Here is a 16,476-nt window from a genome sequence, read left to right on the forward strand (position 1 = left end):
ATGTATTAGGCACGCCGCCAGCGTTCGTCCTGAGCCAGGATCAAACTCTCCATAAAGGTGTTTGACTTGCTCAAAAACATTTTATTGCTTTAGTTAGAAGCCGAAGCTTCTTAACTGGCAGTTTCGCTCGTTGTTCAGTTTTCAAAGAACAATCTTTTCTTTCGTGTCGGCGCTTTGTCTCAGCGGCGACTTTTATAATATATCACATTCGCCCAGTTTAATGCAAGCACTTTTTTTAAAAAGTTTTCTTGGCCTTCATTACTACTGTTCTAGGCGCGAGATATAATGTAGCATAGATCGACAGATGACGTCAACCTTTTGCCTAAACTTTATGTAGAGCTTATACGACCACCCATTGTAAACCAACGATTAGCGCTACTCCAGGCACACCCAGCGCGACCACCGTTCCAATCGTTATCGGATTGAGCGGAACGTGCAAACCCGGTATAACCTCAGTTGCATTTAGCATGTATAGCAATGCCGCCGCCAGTACCAGGTGCAAGCCAAAGCCTCGCAGCCACCCCCATGACAGTCGATTGCGCAGCAATACCATGATAAGCAATAACGATGATACAACGAACATGGATAACCAAATTGTTTTCATTACATCAATCCTCCCCATTGCGGCCATTGTTTACATGTCCTCTTTGCAAGTCGAAGAAGCATTCCGTATCTCTTCTCAGCTGTAATGATCGCATAGATCGCATAATCCACCTGATCCTCGCCTGAAGCATACTCGAAGAAGCGATTCGCATTTTCCCAATCTCGATGCGCTTCTGCTATTTCTTTACGCAGCCTTTCTAACCATTCTAGTTCGCTTATAATGGTTACCGGTCGTTCTGCTGCCATCACGATCCCCTCCCGCTTGTCCTATCGCATCATCTACACTCTCCCTATTTGTATTAGGCTTGTATGCCGTATTAGAACAAAAAAAAAGACTGCCACAAGGAAATCATTCCTTGAAGCAGTCTTTTTTGGCAGCCATCTAGCTTAGCTCTCGCCGACCCTCAATGGCTTTGGATAATGTTACTTCATCCGCATACTCTAGATCGCCGCCGACCGGCAAACCGTGAGCAATACGTGTAACTTTAATGCCGAACGGTTTGACGAGCCGCGATAAATACATCGCTGTCGCTTCGCCCTCGATATTCGGGTTCGTGGCCAAAATCAGCTCTTGCACCTGTTCATCGCTCAGTCTTCTAAGAAGCTCGGCAATCTTGATCTCATCAGGACCGATACCCTCCATTGGCGATATCGCACCTTGCAGCACATGATATTGCCCCTGGTAATCCTTCATTCTCTCGATTGCCACAAGATCTTTGGAATCCTGCACAACACATATGACAGATTGATCGCGAGACTTGTCTTGGCATATTTTGCACGGATCGGTATCTGTAATGTTGCAGCAGACCGAGCAGTAGAACAAATTACGCTTCACACTTACAAGTGCCTTCGCAAAATCAATGACATCGTCTTCCTTCATTCGGAGCACATGAAACGCTAGACGGGCGGCTGTCTTAGGACCGATTCCCGGCAAACGGGTAAAAGCATCAATTAATTTCGCTATCGGTTCAGGGTAAAACAAAGATGCTACAGCTCCTTTCAAGCGTTAAAAACCAGGTGCGACTGCTCGCTTCCTAGAACTCCTAGAACAAACCTGGGATTTTCATACCGCCAGTAAATTTGCCCATATCTTTGTTCGCAAGCTCGTCGATTTTACTTAGCACATCGTTAATTGCCGTCAATACGAGATCTTGCAGCATTTCTACATCTTCCGGGTCTACGGCTTCAGGCTTGATCGTAATGCTCAAAATTTTCTTGTGGCCATTGGCAACAACCGTAACAACGCCGCCGCCAGCAGTTCCCTCTAGCGTCTTTGTTTCGAGCTCTTCTTGCGCCTTCATCATTTGATCTTGCATTTTCTTCACTTGCTTCATCATTTGGTTCATATTGTTCATTCCAAATCACCTCATCATTAGAATTAAGTTTAATTAAGTATTCTCTTTCACAACTACCAAATCCTCGCCAAACAACCTTACTGCTTCTTCAACCCACTCCGGGCGCTGCGCCCCTGTAGGACCATCGCCTTGCTCGGGTTCGAGTTGAAGCGTCTCGCCCTGCTTCGAGGCTCCCCCCTCAGCAGTGGCTGCTTGCCACTCCTTCATCATACACGTAACGAATTGAAGCGGCTTGCCCATTAACTCACGCAGTATTTGCTCGATGATATCCCGGTGCGCTTGCTTCTCGGTTGTCTCTCTATGCATCGTGTTCTTGAATGCAATAAGGAGCGTGTCATCCGTGACGGCAACCGGCTCACCATCAGTCAACCAAGCATGCACCGTGATCTTCGTCTCCTTCACACGCTGGAGCACGGCGCTCCATTTCATGCGAACTTGATTAAAGTCATCGTTGCCCGCAGCCGCTAAGTAACGATCCAGCTTAACGGCTGAACGGACGATACCGCCCGAGCTGCCGCCAAAGCCTCCGCCTCGCGAGCCGCCTCCACCGCTTCGGACTGCCGGCGCTGCTTGTCGTCCTCCAGCGTCTCCGCCTGCTCCAGATGCAGCGATGCCATTCTGAAGCGCCTGCTCCAGCTTACGCTCCAGTGCCTCAACCTGCTGACGCAGCCGATTCACTTCCGTAGAAGGGGCAGCGGATCCAGAAGCAGCACCTTGCTGCGCCTGCGCTTCACCGCCAGCTCCCAAGCCCTCATCTAGGGTGCATAACTTCATGAGCGCAACCTCAAATAATGTCTGAGGCTGTGAAGCATACTTAAGCTCGACCTGATATTTGTTAAGCGTATCTATCATGGCGAACAGCCTCTGAGAGGTATAAGCATCAGCCATCAATCGGAATCGTTCTGTGTCGACGACTCTCTCCGTTACAGCTCCGCCCTGCGGCGCAAGCTTAAGGACGAGCAAGTCGCGGAAATAGTAAATCAAGTTCTCTAAGCACTTATCAGCGCTCTTGCCTGCTTGCATCAGACTTTCTACAAGCGGCATGATTCTCGCTACGTTCCGGTCTTTCACCGCATCGGCCAGCTCGTAGAATTGATCTGCTGCCATTCCGCCTGTGACATCAACAGCTGCAGACAGCGTAATATGGGAATCGCCAAACGCCGATACCTGCTCCAGCAAGCTGATCGCGTCACGCATACCGCCCTCTGATAAGCGTGCGATATACGAAATAGCATCATCCTCAGCCTGTATGCCCTCTTCACGGCAAATTTGCAGCAATCGTTCCGTCTGTTCTTCAAGCGATACTTGACGGAAATCGAATCGCTGGCATCGCGATATAATCGTTGCCGGCAGTTTATGAGGCTCAGTTGTCGCCAATATAAAAATCACATGGCCCGGAGGTTCCTCAAGTGTCTTAAGCAGCGCATTGAACGCTTCCGTAGTAAGCATGTGTACTTCATCTATAATATAAACTTTGTAACGGACATCCGATGGCGCATACCGCACCTTGTCGCGTATATCCCTAATCTCATCGATTCCTCGGTTGGATGCTGCGTCAATCTCGACGACATCCATAATATGTCCAGCTGTTATTCCAAGGCAAGCATCGCACTCGTTGCAGGGCTCAATGGCAGGACCTCGCTCGCAGTTCACCGCTTTTGCCAACACCTTCGCGGCAGTCGTCTTTCCTGTCCCCCGTGGGCCGTTGAACAAATAAGCGTGCGATACGCGCTGCTCCTTGATCGCATTCTGCAGTGTCTGAATAATATGCCGTTGTCCGACCATGTCCTGAAACGTCTGCGGACGCCAGGCACGATATAATGCGATATGTGACACACAGACCTTTCCTTTCGGATTGCATATAAATGGTTTATCTTAGCTCTAATCCCAATGCCTCTATTATACATGAACGCACAGCAAAGGGCTATCTCTAGACCAAGAAGCAAAAGCTGTTGTCCCTTATCAATTTGCTAGAATAATAGCGATAACCCGATAACCAAAAAAACATCTGCGGCCGCGTGCGCCGACTTGAGATCGGGCTTCGATCGAAGATGTTATTTGTAAAGTTGGCTATTGCATGCATGATAGTTCGTTGTACCGTGCACCTGCCTTCGATAGATGCGACCCAGGCGGCATCCTTGCACTACAGCTCGAGTCAGGCACTCCCCCGGCACATGAACTAACTTACTTACGGCTGCTTCCTTCCGGACCTGACCGGGTTCATAAGCGTTCATTGCGGAGGACCCGACTGTCAACACTGCTCGCAAGTGCCAAACCCCATATCGACATAACCTCGAGCAGGAATTCAACCTCGCTACAGCGGATTGCGAGTTACAGGGCACCGCTACCTCCCCGTCTAGCACGGCAAAAATAAGTATAGCTGATTCCGTACTAAAGCGCAACCGACGTTGTCCGTTAATTTATGGACAACCTCTACGGGAGCTGGCAATCGACTACCGCTTCGCCTCTACATGCACGTTATATCTAGGCATATTGTATTGGACGACTGACTGCGCCTTCTCACGGACCTTAGCTACATCTGCGTCCGACAGCTTATCATTAACGTTCAAATTCACATGCACCGTGGTGCCGTTGAAAATAATTTGCGTTTGCTCAATGCCGTCTATCGGTTTCAGCACTTGCTTGATCAAGTTGCCGTCTACATTGTAATTAAGCGTGCCGAATCGATTCGGCATGTTCGGATTACTGTTAGAGTAGCCCATATATCCATCATGACCGTACGTCTTCATATGGTCGGAGGTTTGGTTGCCGCAGCCCGTTGCACTTAAAGCCATTACGGCAATAACTCCTGTTGTTACTAAAGCTGTGCGTATCCGGTTATGAAGAGACCCGTTATTATTTTGCAATCAAAAAACCTCCCTTTAACCATAGGATGGCTGAGGGAGGCTCTTGTATTCTGCCAAATATTGGCCGAATGATTCGGACAATTAAATGCCGTATTTCTTCTTGAAACGGTCGACGCGACCGCCGGCATCCAGGAACTTCTGCTTACCCGTGAAGAACGGGTGGCATGCGGAGCAAACCTCAACGCGAAGGGTCGATTTGATCGATCCTGTCTCGAAAGTGTTGCCGCAAGCGCAAGTTGCTGTAACGACGTGGTATGTCGGATGAATAGCTGGTTTCATCTCGTTCACCTCTTTCCGCCCTGAGCTACATGCGAGCCCAGAGTATAATCACACAACTAGGATTATAGCACGAACCGATTTTCAGTTGCAATAAGCGCAATCGGTTGATATTGCGAGATTTGGAAGTCAATTCCGTCCCGAGACGGAAGGCAATCCCTTAATGTTAACGACGAAGTGCTGTTGGCGGTATGTGCGTATAGGATCCGATGACGACATCCGGCAGCTCCTCGCGGAAGATCTCCAACATTTGCTTCATGCCGTAAATCTCACCTTGCGCCTTCGGAATAATCGACAGATAGCTCTCAGGGTCGATATTCAGATTGCGCATTTGAATAAGCTTAAGGCCTGTACGCTTCGCGAAACCGATCATCGCTTCGATTTCTTCCTCACGATCCGTTACGCCAGGGAAGATCAAGTAGTTAATGGAGGTATAAACCCCTTTGTCGGTAGCGTACTTAAGCGACTTCTCCACGTTCTGAAGCGTGTAGCCGCGCGGCTTGTAATAAGCGTTGTAATGCTCGTCCAGCGCGCTGATCGTGCTGACCCGCATCAGATTAAGGCCTGCATCAACTATTGCGCGCATGAAGTCAGTTAACCCGGCATTCGTATTAATGTTGATATAACCATTCGACGTCTGGCTGCGCACGCGGTTCATCGCTTCAACAATGATGCGCGCTTGCGTGGACGGCTCGCCCTCGCAGCCCTGACCGAAGCTAATGATCGCGTCCGGCGTACGCAGGTGCTCCAGCATAACTTCGACTACTTCGTCGACGGTTGGCTTGAAGTTCATCCGCGTCTGAGGAGCAACGAAGCCGCTGTCGTCCGGCTGCTCGGATATACAGCCAAAACATCCGGCGTTGCAGGAATACGATACAGGAACAGCGCCTTCCCAGCGCCCGAGGAATGTGTTCGAGGACGTCAGGCATTCGTAACCGAGAGCGCAATTAGACAGATGCTTATATAACCGATTTTCCGGATATTTGGTCAAAATTCGATCGACTTGAATACCGAGCTCATCGCGATCGCAATTAAGCGGATCCCATCTCTCCGGATCGTCGCATTGTTCAGCCGTTACATAGAACTGATCGTCCTTCCATACGACTGCGGTATAGCCGAATAACGGCAGCTTCTCATTCTTGTCGGCCTTCACGTAGCCGGGCAAGCAAAGTCTTGTGAAACCTTGCGGCAGCAAGGCGCCAACTGCTTGCGCACCGTCAGGCAGCACCTGCATCTTGCCATTGCTTGGGTTCAGACCGATCGGCTTCGTGAAAGGAAGACTTACAAGCGTCGCTCCGTTAGGTAACGGAATGAGCTCCTCTTCCATAATTTCGACGATCATATCGCCGCTGCGGCCAAGCCCGATATAATCGGGATGGTCAAATACATTTCCATGTTCATCCGCATATACGAGATTCATGATGTTCTCCTTCCCGCGGCCTTACGATCCGTGCGTCGTCGTTCTTGGCGCTGGGCGCCGGCCGGTAGTTGGCGCACTGCCGCTTTTTATGCTTGGGCGTTCCGGTTTCGCATCCGCGGATGTATCCAGCGACATGAGGAACTGCTCATTGTTCTTGCTATCGGCCAGCTTCTTCAAGAAGTTGTCCACAAATTCAAGCGAATCGTTCATATTGCGGCGAATCGACCATACTTTCTCAAGCTCTTCCTTCGTGAGCAGCATTTCCTCGCGGCGCGTGCCCGATCTGCGAATATCGAGAGCAGGGAAAATACGGCGTTCCGACAGCTTACGGTCGAGATGAAGCTCCATATTGCCCGTACCTTTAAATTCTTCATAAATGATATCATCCATACGCGAACCCGTCTCAATCAATGCAGTAGCCAATATGGTAAGGCTTCCGCCCTCTTCGATATTGCGCGCAGATCCGAAGAAACGTTTCGGACGATGGAATGCCGCAGGATCGATACCGCCGCTCAGCGTGCGGCCTGATGGAGGAATAACAAGGTTGTATGCCCTAGCCAGACGTGTAATACTATCCATCAAAATAACGACGTCCTTCTTGTGCTCAACAAGTCGCAGCGCGCGCTCAAGCACAAGCTCTGCCACTTTGATATGATTCTCAGGCAGCTCGTCGAAAGTCGACGCAACAACCTCGCCTTTCACAGAACGCTGCATATCCGTTACTTCTTCCGGGCGCTCGTCAATCAATAGTACGAACAGCTCGATATCGGGACGATTCTCCGTAATGCTATGCGCAATTTCCTTCAATAACAGTGTCTTACCTGTCTTCGGCGGCGCTACGATAAGTCCGCGCTGACCAAGTCCAACCGGAGCAAGCAAATCCATCATTCTCGTAGACAGCTTGGATTGCGCTGTCTCTAGCACAAGCTTCTTATCGGGATAGAGAGGAGTAAGGGCAGGGAAATGCAGGCGTTCGGCTGCAGTTTCAGGGTTCTCACCGTTAACGGCATTTACCTGCAGCAGGCCGAAGTAGCGTTCGTTTTCTTTAGGAGGACGGCATTTGCCGGATACGAGATCGCCGTTACGAAGGTCGAATCTACGAATTTGGGAAGCAGAAATATAAATATCCTCTTTACTCGGCAAGTAATTGATAGGGCGCAGGAATCCAAAGCCCTCCGATAAAACGTCTAATACGCCTTCCATAAACATAAGTCCGCTTTTTTCCGCTTGCGCGCGCAATATCGCAAAAATTAGTTCTTTCTTCTTCAACTGACCATAATAAGCGATCTGATATTGCTTCGCTAGTTTGTACAGTTCGGTCAGCTTCATCTCTTCCAGATCCGCGATCTGAAGGTCCGTCATGTTCTCACCACTCTATTCAGTTTTCATTATAATTGCTTGATTATCCATCATTGCCGAATCGGGCGCTGTCTATTCCACAGCGCCCCCGCTTCTACTAGTTAGTCTTCTGCTGAAGTATCTTGCTCACGCCATACATCTGCGCCTAAACGTCTAAGATTGTCGACTAGATTATCATAGCCTCGATCAATATACTCCACACCGGAAATTTCCGTAATACCGTCCTCGACAGTCAATGCCGCTACAACAAGCGCAGCTCCTGCGCGCAAATCGGCAGCCTTCACTTTCGCAGCATTCAGTCTGCCGCCTTCTATAACGGCCGATCGTCCTTCGACCCGTATATTCGCGCCCATACGAGAGAGCTCAGGGACATGCTTAAAGCGTGTGCCATATACGGTATCCGTAAGAATGCTAACCCCTTTGGCTTGCGTTAGCAGCGTCGTCATCGGCGATTGCAAATCGGTCGGAAAGCCCGGGTAGACAAGCGCCTTCACATCAATGGGCGAATACTCAGGCGATCCAACAATGCGAATCGATTCATCCATCTCATGCACCTCGACACCCATTTCTTCAAGCTTCGCAGTCATCGCTTCCAGATGCTTAGGAATAACGTTGTCAATCAAGACATCGCCGCGCGTTGCAGCAGCGGCAATCATATACGTACCGGCTTGGATTCGATCAGGAATGATGGAATGACGGCAGCCGTGCAGGCTCTCGACCCCTTCAATCCGAATCGTTTCTGTTCCTGCACCCTTGATCTTCGCGCCCATAGCGCTCAGGAGAGTAGCTACGTCAATAATTTCAGGTTCTTTGGCTGCATTCTCGATGACGGTTAATCCTTTGGCCCGCGAGGCCGCCAGCATAATGTTAATCGTCGCGCCAACGCTTGCAACGTCCAAATAAATCTTCGCGCCGCGCAGCTCCTTGGCCGAAATGTGAATTGACCCTTGTTCGTTCGTAACCGTGGCGCCAAGCGCCTCAAAGCCTTTAATATGTTGATCGATTGGCCTTGGCTCGAAGTTGCAGCCTCCCGGCAAACCGATCGTCGCTTCGCCGAAACGTCCGAGCATTGCCCCCATCAAATAGTAGGAAGCGCGAAGCAGCTTCACCTTGCCATTAGGCATCGGTTTTGCTTTCAGATGGGTAGGGTCGATACGCATCATATCATTATCCCGCGATACGACTGCCCCAAGCTCTTGCAATATTTCACTGTATACGGCAACGTCGCTAATAAGCGGCAAATTATCAAGTACAACTTCAGTCTCTGCTAATATAGATGCCGGCACCAGCGCAACGGCGCTGTTCTTCGCCCCGCTAATCTGTACGGTACCCCGCAGCGGCTGTCCACCGCGTATCATCAATTTCTCCATCAATATATTAATCCTCCCGTGGATTGGAAGAGAACAAAGGAAAACCGCCGAACTCAATAAGGCGGAATGTTGTCCTATGCTCCTAATTTTACGCTTGGCTGTCGTCTTAACAGCTTGGATATGGTATTCCAGCGACCATTCGCGCGGTAGGCAAACCCTTGATACGCGCTGCCAAACGTCATTCTGAGCCATTATACCATAATGCGTTTCGGAATAGTGAATAAAACTCCTTCCGGTGAGGGTGAAGGAAGCGCGAAAGCGCATTAGTAGAGGCTGCATCCCAATCAGAACGGCGGAATCCTATACATGATTAGAAATCTTAAAAAAACGGCATCGCCGCTAGCAAGCGACGATGCCGTTCGTAAAAACGATTTATGACCCGATAGCGAAACGACTCGAAGAGCTGCCGCCTTGCAGCTCTGCATTAACAGCAATTCGCATCTCGTCGATGTCGAACGGCTTCGTAAAATGCATTAAGGCGCCGAGATCGGTTGCTTCCTTAATCATGTCGAGCTCGCCGTAGGCCGTCATCATAATAACTTTAATATCGCGATTAATCGTCTTCACATGCTTCAAAATTTCCAGTCCATCCATGCCAGGGATCTTCATGTCCAGCAATACGAGGTCGGGAGCATCTCGCTTGACGATTTCTAAAGCCAGCTTGCCGTTAGACGCCTGAAACGTATCGTAGCCTTCGCTGCTGAATACTTCCATCAGCAATATTCGGATGCCGTTCTGATCATCGACGATCAATACCTTCTTCTTCTCCAACGCTAATTCCCCCCGCAACTGAGCTCAGCCCAATAATTGGCCAACTCTTCCATAATCGCTAATATATTCGCTGAGGTGGGTAAATAATCCTTCTCTTACACTGAAAAACTTGTAGGATGGTGGTAAATGATGCAGCATTGGGTAGGCAACGATTACATAAACCCGATATTAAACGAAAAATCGACCTTGCCGTCATAGGTACGGCAAGGTCGAAGCATCTTTTATTGCTCGGAATATTTAAGCGCTGCGTGAACGAATCCACGGAACAGCGGTTGCGGACGGTTCGGTCTGGACGTGAATTCCGGGTGGAACTGAACAGCCAAGAACCAAGGGTGATCAGGCATCTCTACCATCTCAACGAGACGGCCGTCCGGCGAAGTGCCGGAAATGCGCAATCCTGCCGACTCAACGCGCTCGCGGTATTCATTGTTGAATTCATACCGGTGACGGTGACGCTCGTATACCAGCTCATCGTTGTATGCTTCTTCCGCAAGCGAGCCTGGAACAATTTTGCAAGGGTACAGACCAAGGCGCATCGTGCCGCCCATATCTTCAATATCCTTCTGATCCGGTAGCAGATCGATAACCGGATACGGTGTGGATGGATTAATCTCAGAGCTGTTCGCGTTAGCAAGTCCAACGACATTCCGCGCGTACTCGATAACAGCAACCTGCATACCAAGGCAAATACCGAAGAACGGAACGTTGTTCTCACGGGCATAACGGATAGCCGAAATTTTGCCCTCGATGCCGCGATCGCCGAAGCCGCCAGGTACAAGAATACCGTGAACGCCTTGCAGCTTGTCCGCTACACTCTGATCCGTAAGCTCTTCTGCATTGACCCAACGAAGCTTGATTTCGGAGTTCGCATCAATACCCGCGTGGCCAAGCGATTCCACGATACTGAGGTAAGCGTCATGAAGCGCAACGTATTTACCGACAATGGCGATTTCAGTCGTCTTCTCAAGCGATTTCACGCGCTTAACAAGACTTTCCCATTCCGTCATGTCCGGTTGGTTCGTTGTCAGCTTCAGGTGGTTGACGACGATATCGTCAAGACCTTGCTCACGAAGCATCAATGGAACTTCATACAGTGTTGAAGCATCGAGACATTCTACGACTGCATTCGCATCGATGTCGCAGAACAAACCGATCTTGCGCTTCAAGTCCTCAGCAAGCGGATATTCCGTACGGCATACGATGACATTCGGCTGAATGCCGATGCTGCGCAGCTCTTTTACGCTATGCTGAGTCGGCTTCGTTTTCACTTCGCCTGCAGCTTTAATATATGGAATAAGCGTAACGTGGATGTACATCACGTTGTCGCGGCCGATGTCGCTCTTAATCTGACGAATCGCTTCAAGGAAAGGCAAGCTCTCGATATCGCCGACTGTACCGCCGATTTCTGTAATTACGACGTCCGATCCCGCTTCTTTGCCTGCGCGGAATACGCGATCCTTAATTTCGTTCGTAATATGCGGAATAACTTGAACCGTGCCGCCGAGGTAGTCACCGCGACGCTCTTTGGTAATAACGTTGGAATAAATTTTGCCTGTCGTTACGTTGTTGTTCTTCGACAGGTTGATGTCTATAAAGCGTTCATAATGCCCAAGGTCGAGGTCCGTTTCTGCGCCGTCGTCGGTGACGAACACTTCGCCATGCTGATAAGGACTCATCGTTCCCGGGTCTACGTTAATGTACGGGTCGAACTTTTGAATCGTTACTTTGAGACCCCTGTTCTTCAGCAAACGACCGAGCGACGCTGCGGTAATGCCTTTGCCCAGGGACGATACTACGCCGCCGGTTACAAATATATATTTGGTCACTGTGATGTTACCCTCCAAGCTCCTATGGTTAATGTTTAGGTTTGCCCATTTACTCGATAAACATGGATGCGGATACCTTCCGCTTGTCCATCCAGTTTGTGGGAATATATCCTACCGACGCATCCCTCACAAACAAAAAAAGTGACACCCGTAGCCACGGGGCACTTTTTCCAATTGGCATATAAATATGCGTTATTTGTTAACCGAATCTTAAGCCCATGCAATAGTTTACTCCGCCATAATAGGCGCTGTCAAGCGTAAACAGATGTTGCTGGCCATTAGGGGCAACATCTGACGTTTCGCATGGAATTCTAAGACCAGTTTACTTGTCGTCCTCGTCTTCGTCGTCAAATTCTTCGTCTTCCTCTTCGGCGTCATCTTCAGAGTCTGCTTCCAGCTCTCCTTCGACTTCTTCCTCGTCAATCTCTTCGTCGTCGATAACGACTTCCTCGTCAACTTCCTCTTCAGCTTCCGCCTCTTCGAAGTCTTCGCGGTCCTCGTCATATACATCGTAATCTTCTTCTTCCGCTGCGTAAGTATCTTCTTCCTCGTCAGCGAACAGATCTTCATCATCATCGTCGTCGTCATTAATAATACGCGTACGCTTCGCATTGCCTACCGGATCCTCGGAACGCTCAACCGGATACCAGCGCTTCAGTCCCCACATATTGCTGCCTACGCAAGCGAAACGGCCGTCAATATTGATCTCCGTGTACACTTGGGCGATGAATTGGTTAATACCTTCCGCGGAAAGACCGCGTATTTTAGCGATCTCCATCATGAGATCACGGTAATAGTAAGGCGTATTCGCTGCTTTCAGAACTTCGAACGCCAAATCGACCATAGGCATTTCCTTCATACGTTCAGGATCCAGCTTTAACGTAAAATTGCTGCTGCTCATATGGACACATCCTTTCTTGCCAATCTATTTATGTACACATTCATTGCTCGCTTATCACAGTATAGTAAAACCTATTTCGTCCAAAAAAGCAAGCGGCATAGCGCAGGCGCTCCTGACATAATCCGGCGGGACCTCCACATGGGTGTAAGACAACTCACAGCTTGGACGTTCATGCAAAAAGCGAAAGGATTACTCCCTCCGCTCTGACTGTATCCATCCGACACCAAATGCCTGATGCATTACGGTGACGTAAGAGCCCCTGAGAACTCCTAGTTCATACTATGTCCAGCGACGGGATTTGACACGGTTTCTCGCCTATTTATGATAAAAAGGGCAAGTTGCTCACGCCGACGGGTGCGATCACTCATACAATACCTCAGCATCGTCCGTCGGGAGGGAAGCCAAATTTGGACACCGCCGCATTTATCCGCTCGTTGCAAGACACGATGGCTTGCGCAGATCCCACCGCAACGAAGCGCATTGTTCGCTTCCAGCATGTGAGCGACTACCGACGCTTCCTGCAGCAGTTATCCGATGTTCCAGCGGAATCGCCGCTAAAGCAGGTAAAACAAATGTCTATTATACGCAGCCTCTCCTGCATGCTGCCACCCGAGGAGACGCTGGAGCAATTCTCAGGGCGGGTCTGGATTGAAAAAGACTGCAAAATAAGCGTTCACGCCGCTCCAGCTCAAAAGTCGATTTCTATTGAGAAAGGAATACCCTGGGGTGTTCAACAAATAAAAGCTCCGCAAGCATGGGGAGCAACGACAGGCCATAAGGTAAAGGTCGGCGTCATTGATACCGGCATCGACTTTAACCATTCCGACCTGAAGCAATCGTTGTCTCGCGGCATTAATCTGCTGAACCGCAGCTTGCTGCCTCATGACGACAACGGACATGGAACACATATCGCTGGCACGATTGCCGCAGCCAACCAACTTCAAGGCATGATTGGCGTTGCGCCGCGCGCCCTTATCTCTCCCGTCAAAGCATTCGACCACAATGGGAGCGCATTCGTATCAGATATTATACTCGGCATCGATTGGTGCGTCCGAAACCGCATGGATGTTATCAATATGAGCTTCGGTATGAAAACAAGAAGCAAGGCATTGCTTAACGCGGTAATCAACGCGCACAACGCGGGCGTAATTATCGTTGCCTCCTCCGGCAACGATGGCAAGCGGCGCTCGGTCGATTACCCCGCCCGCTATCCACAGACGATTGCCGTCGGCGCTACGAACAAAATGCGCCGTATCGCTCCCTTCAGTAACCGCGGTGCCTACATCGACGTTTATGCGCCCGGCGATAAGATCGTATCCACCTGGCTGAAGGGCAAATACAACGAAATGAGCGGCACCTCGATGGCTACCTCGCATGTCAGCGGAGCAATAGCTTTACTGCTTGCGCTGAAGCCCGGCCTCTCGCCAACTGATATTAAAGCAATTATCAAACGTTCCGTACAGCCCCTAAGAGGCAGCAAAGCCCGCCGAACAATCGGCGAGCTCGATGTGATGCGTATATTGCAAGCCGTAGAGAAGACCTAACCTCTGCGGCTTGTTTTCACGTTAGAAGGTGCTACATCCGCTCTGGAGCAGATACGCCGACAAGGCGCAGCACGTTCGCAATAGCCGTGCGTACAGCTCCGAGCAGCGCTAGACGGGCAACCGACTGCTCCGCGTCATCCGTAATGACCCGCTCCGCTTTGTAATAGCTGTGGAATTGAGAGGCCAGCTCGTACACATAACGAATCAACCGGTGCGGCGCATGCTGAGCAGCCGCTTCCGTAATCTCCTGCGGCAGCTCGCCGAGCTTGCGCAGCAAATCGAACTCCGACTCGGCGCTCAGCTTCGCGAAGTTCAGCTTGCTCGTGTCAACAGCGCCGCTTGCAACGCCTTGCTCCTCCGCTTGGCGGAAGATGCTGCAGATACGGGCATGCGCATATTGCACATAGAATACCGGATTCTCGTTCGAAGTCGAGATCGCCAAGTCCATATCGAAATCAAGATGCGAGTCCATGCTGCGCATCGTGAAGAAGTAACGGATCGCATCGACGCCAACCTCGTCCATCAAATCTTCCATCGTTACCGCTTTGCCGGTACGCTTCGACATCTTCATCTTCTCGCCGTTCTGGAACAGGCTGACCATCTGCGCGATCAATACCGTCAGCTTCGCAGGGTCGTTGCCGAGCGCAGCCATAGCTGCCTTCACGCGCGGGATATAGCCATGGTGATCGGCACCCCAAATGTTGATCATCCGATCGAAGCCCCGGCTATACTTGTTGCGGTGGTAAGCAATATCCGGCGTCAAATACGTGTAAGAACCGTCATTTTTGACAAGAACGCGGTTTTTGTCGTCGCCGAAAGGCATCGTCGATAGCCACGTTGCGCCTTCCTCTTCATAGACATGACCAGAAGCCTTCAGAGCTGCTAGGCCCTGCTCAACTTGCCCGCTCTCATAGAGCGACGTCTCGCTGTACCAGACGTCGAAGCCGACGCGGAAGCGCCCGAGGTCGCGCTTAATCTTATCCAGCTCACGCTCTAACCCGAAGCTGCGGAAGAACGTGAATCGTTCCTCGTCCGGCAACGAGAGCAGACGGTCTCCCTCTTGCTCGACCAGAAGCTTCGCGAAGCCAATAATATCTTCGCCGTAGTAGCCATCCTCCGGCATTTCTGCCGATTGGCCCAGCGCCCCGCGGTAGCGCGCTTCAATCGACACGGCAAGGTTCTCAACTTGCTTGCCCGCATCGTTAATGTAGTACTCGCGCGTCACTTCATAACCAGCAAAGTCGAGCACGTTGCAAAGCGCATCGCCAACCGCCGCTCCGCGGGCATGGCCGAGATGCAAGCTGCCTGTCGGATTCGCGCTCACGAATTCGACCTGTACGCGTTGACCGCCGCCATCTGATGTACGACCGTAATTATCTCCCGCTTCCAGCACTTCGCTAATAACCGAATATAAATAACTTTTCTCTATACGGAAGTTAATAAATCCGGGACCCGCAATCTCCGCCGATTGAATCGACGCCTTCTCCGTATCGAGATGCGCGATAATCGCCTCGGCGATTTGGCGCGGATTCTTCTTGGCCAGCTTCGTCAACTGCATCGCCGCGTTCGTTGCCAGATCGCCGTGGGACTTGTCCTTCGGCACCTCGAGCACGAAAACGGGCAATTCCTCTCTGGCTGCCAAGCCAGCCGCTACCGCCGCATCGGCAATCGCGATTTTTACCTTTTCATACATTTGATCAAGCGCATTAGCTTTCATTAATGAGTATCCTCCTGTATATAGAGTCGAATATCGAATCGACCCGATGATTGTTCATTTACGCGCATCTCATATGCCCACTCCAGCGTGAATGGCAGCCCGGTCGGCAAACCGTGCTCGTCCACATTCGCTGCCCCGCCGGCTCCTGTAAGACCCAGCTTCGACGTATCCGTCTCCAGCTCGAAGGCAATGGCGGCCGACCGATAACGGCCAATACGCCGCTGTCCGGCTGTAAACAGCTGCTCGGATTCGACAACGCCGCGGCGCACGATCGACAACTCCTCCGGACGATAACGAATAAGCGTCCGCACTTCACCTGCACCCGGGTTGTCGTTATCTGCCGCTTCCGTATATCGGATGTAGATCGACCGCTCCTTGCGGAACCATTCCCCGGCATAACTATGGTTAAATGAGCTTCCGTCCTGCGTGCTCGTCAGCGAAATCCGCACTTTCCTGCTGTCTCCCAT

Annotated in this window: 16 protein-coding genes and 1 other RNA gene; 1 reads left to right on the plus strand and 16 read right to left on the minus strand. The window is 50.6% G+C overall.

The window, feature by feature from the left end:
• Nucleotides 1-340 precede the first annotated feature (340 nt).
• The 14 genes from V8F51_RS20235 to rpoE all read right to left on the minus strand — a co-directional run bounded on the left by V8F51_RS20235 (nucleotide 341) and on the right by rpoE (nucleotide 12,748).
• Nucleotides 341-604 carry a pro-sigmaK processing inhibitor BofA family protein gene (locus V8F51_RS20235; protein WP_337102236.1) on the minus strand — a complete coding sequence of 88 codons (264 nt, stop codon included), beginning with the start codon at nucleotides 602-604 and terminating at the stop codon, nucleotides 341-343.
• Nucleotides 604-849: a DUF2508 family protein gene (locus V8F51_RS20240; protein ID WP_337102237.1), complete on the minus strand. Its 246-nt coding sequence runs from the start codon at nucleotides 847-849 to the stop codon at nucleotides 604-606. Before V8F51_RS20240 ends, V8F51_RS20235 begins: the two co-directional genes overlap by 1 nt.
• Before the next feature lie 136 nt (nucleotides 850-985).
• Nucleotides 986-1,585 (minus strand): recombination mediator RecR, encoded by a 600-nt coding sequence (gene recR, locus V8F51_RS20245; RefSeq protein WP_337102238.1) that lies wholly within the window; start codon nucleotides 1,583-1,585, stop codon nucleotides 986-988.
• 61 nt (nucleotides 1,586-1,646) lie between these two features.
• Entirely contained in the window at nucleotides 1,647-1,958 is a 312-nt protein-coding gene (locus V8F51_RS20250; RefSeq protein ID WP_337102239.1) for a YbaB/EbfC family nucleoid-associated protein, read from the minus strand.
• Nucleotides 1,959-1,991: 33 nt separating this feature from the next.
• Complete coding sequence (dnaX, locus tag V8F51_RS20255; RefSeq protein ID WP_337102240.1) at nucleotides 1,992-3,794, minus strand: DNA polymerase III subunit gamma/tau; 1,803 nt, start codon at nucleotides 3,792-3,794, stop codon at nucleotides 1,992-1,994.
• 261 nt (nucleotides 3,795-4,055) lie between these two features.
• An RNA gene (ffs, locus tag V8F51_RS20260) (signal recognition particle sRNA large type) lies at nucleotides 4,056-4,323 on the minus strand.
• A gap of 88 nt (nucleotides 4,324-4,411) precedes the next feature.
• The gene (locus tag V8F51_RS20265; RefSeq protein WP_337102241.1) at nucleotides 4,412-4,753 is read right to left on the minus strand and encodes a hypothetical protein; all 342 of its coding nucleotides are present in this window, start codon (nucleotides 4,751-4,753) and stop codon (nucleotides 4,412-4,414) included.
• Nucleotides 4,754-4,906: 153 nt separating this feature from the next.
• A complete protein-coding gene (gene rpmE, locus V8F51_RS20270; RefSeq protein WP_307208422.1) occupies nucleotides 4,907-5,104 on the minus strand; it encodes a 50S ribosomal protein L31 in 198 nt (65 codons plus the stop codon).
• Between the two features lie 163 nt (nucleotides 5,105-5,267).
• Nucleotides 5,268-6,521 carry a radical SAM protein gene (locus V8F51_RS20275; RefSeq protein WP_337102242.1) on the minus strand — a complete coding sequence of 418 codons (1,254 nt, stop codon included), beginning with the start codon at nucleotides 6,519-6,521 and terminating at the stop codon, nucleotides 5,268-5,270.
• Nucleotides 6,522-6,542: 21 nt separating this feature from the next.
• A complete protein-coding gene (gene rho / locus V8F51_RS20280) occupies nucleotides 6,543-7,883 on the minus strand; it encodes a transcription termination factor Rho (RefSeq protein ID WP_337102243.1) in 1,341 nt (446 codons plus the stop codon).
• A gap of 98 nt (nucleotides 7,884-7,981) precedes the next feature.
• Nucleotides 7,982-9,250, minus strand: coding sequence for a UDP-N-acetylglucosamine 1-carboxyvinyltransferase (locus V8F51_RS20285; RefSeq protein ID WP_337102245.1), 1,269 nt, complete (start codon nucleotides 9,248-9,250; stop codon nucleotides 7,982-7,984).
• 372 nt (nucleotides 9,251-9,622) lie between these two features.
• Complete coding sequence (locus V8F51_RS20290; protein ID WP_337102246.1) at nucleotides 9,623-10,021, minus strand: response regulator; 399 nt, start codon at nucleotides 10,019-10,021, stop codon at nucleotides 9,623-9,625.
• A 221-nt stretch (nucleotides 10,022-10,242) separates the two neighbouring features.
• On the minus strand, nucleotides 10,243-11,847 hold the full coding sequence (locus V8F51_RS20295; RefSeq protein ID WP_337102247.1) for a CTP synthase: 1,605 nt from the start codon (nucleotides 11,845-11,847) through the stop codon (nucleotides 10,243-10,245).
• Nucleotides 11,848-12,169: 322 nt separating this feature from the next.
• Nucleotides 12,170-12,748, minus strand: a complete 579-nt coding sequence (gene rpoE / locus V8F51_RS20300; protein ID WP_337102248.1) for a DNA-directed RNA polymerase subunit delta — start codon at nucleotides 12,746-12,748, stop codon at nucleotides 12,170-12,172.
• 407 nt (nucleotides 12,749-13,155) lie between these two features.
• Between rpoE and V8F51_RS20305 the strand changes: the two genes are divergently transcribed.
• A complete protein-coding gene (locus V8F51_RS20305; protein ID WP_337102249.1) occupies nucleotides 13,156-14,292 on the plus strand; it encodes a S8 family peptidase in 1,137 nt (378 codons plus the stop codon).
• 31 nt (nucleotides 14,293-14,323) lie between these two features.
• Here the strand turns inward: V8F51_RS20305 and argS are convergent, their stop codons facing one another.
• Both argS and V8F51_RS20315 read right to left on the minus strand, forming a co-directional pair.
• On the minus strand, nucleotides 14,324-16,009 hold the full coding sequence (argS, locus tag V8F51_RS20310) for an arginine--tRNA ligase (protein ID WP_337102250.1): 1,686 nt from the start codon (nucleotides 16,007-16,009) through the stop codon (nucleotides 14,324-14,326).
• The gene (locus V8F51_RS20315) at nucleotides 16,009-16,476 is read right to left on the minus strand and encodes a DUF1934 domain-containing protein (RefSeq protein ID WP_337102251.1); all 468 of its coding nucleotides are present in this window, start codon (nucleotides 16,474-16,476) and stop codon (nucleotides 16,009-16,011) included. The genes argS and V8F51_RS20315 overlap by 1 nt, the downstream gene beginning before the upstream one ends.

Source organism: Paenibacillus sp. YIM B09110 (genome assembly GCF_037167145.1).
In the GTDB taxonomy this organism is placed as follows: domain Bacteria; phylum Bacillota; class Bacilli; order Paenibacillales; family Paenibacillaceae; genus Pristimantibacillus.

Excerpts from the sequence above, each read along its gene's own strand:
- V8F51_RS20235 (WP_337102236.1), bottom strand. The coding sequence starts at position 604 with ATGAAAACAATTTGGTTATCCATGTTCGTTGTATCATCGTTATTGCTT.
- V8F51_RS20240 (WP_337102237.1), bottom strand. The coding sequence starts at position 849 with ATGGCAGCAGAACGACCGGTAACCATTATAAGCGAACTAGAATGGTTA.
- V8F51_RS20250 (WP_337102239.1), bottom strand. The coding sequence starts at position 1,958 with ATGAACAATATGAACCAAATGATGAAGCAAGTGAAGAAAATGCAAGAT.
- V8F51_RS20265 (WP_337102241.1), bottom strand. The coding sequence starts at position 4,753 with ATGGCTTTAAGTGCAACGGGCTGCGGCAACCAAACCTCCGACCATATG.
- rpmE (WP_307208422.1), bottom strand. The coding sequence starts at position 5,104 with ATGAAACCAGCTATTCATCCGACATACCACGTCGTTACAGCAACTTGC.
- V8F51_RS20275 (WP_337102242.1), bottom strand. The coding sequence starts at position 6,521 with ATGAATCTCGTATATGCGGATGAACATGGAAATGTATTTGACCATCCC.
- rho (WP_337102243.1), bottom strand. The coding sequence starts at position 7,883 with ATGACGGACCTTCAGATCGCGGATCTGGAAGAGATGAAGCTGACCGAA.
- V8F51_RS20285 (WP_337102245.1), bottom strand. The coding sequence starts at position 9,250 with ATGGAGAAATTGATGATACGCGGTGGACAGCCGCTGCGGGGTACCGTA.
- rpoE (WP_337102248.1), bottom strand. The coding sequence starts at position 12,748 with ATGAGCAGCAGCAATTTTACGTTAAAGCTGGATCCTGAACGTATGAAG.
- argS (WP_337102250.1), bottom strand. The coding sequence starts at position 16,009 with ATGAAAGCTAATGCGCTTGATCAAATGTATGAAAAGGTAAAAATCGCG.
- V8F51_RS20315 (WP_337102251.1), bottom strand. The coding sequence starts at position 16,476 with ATGGGAGACAGCAGGAAAGTGCGGATTTCGCTGACGAGCACGCAGGAC.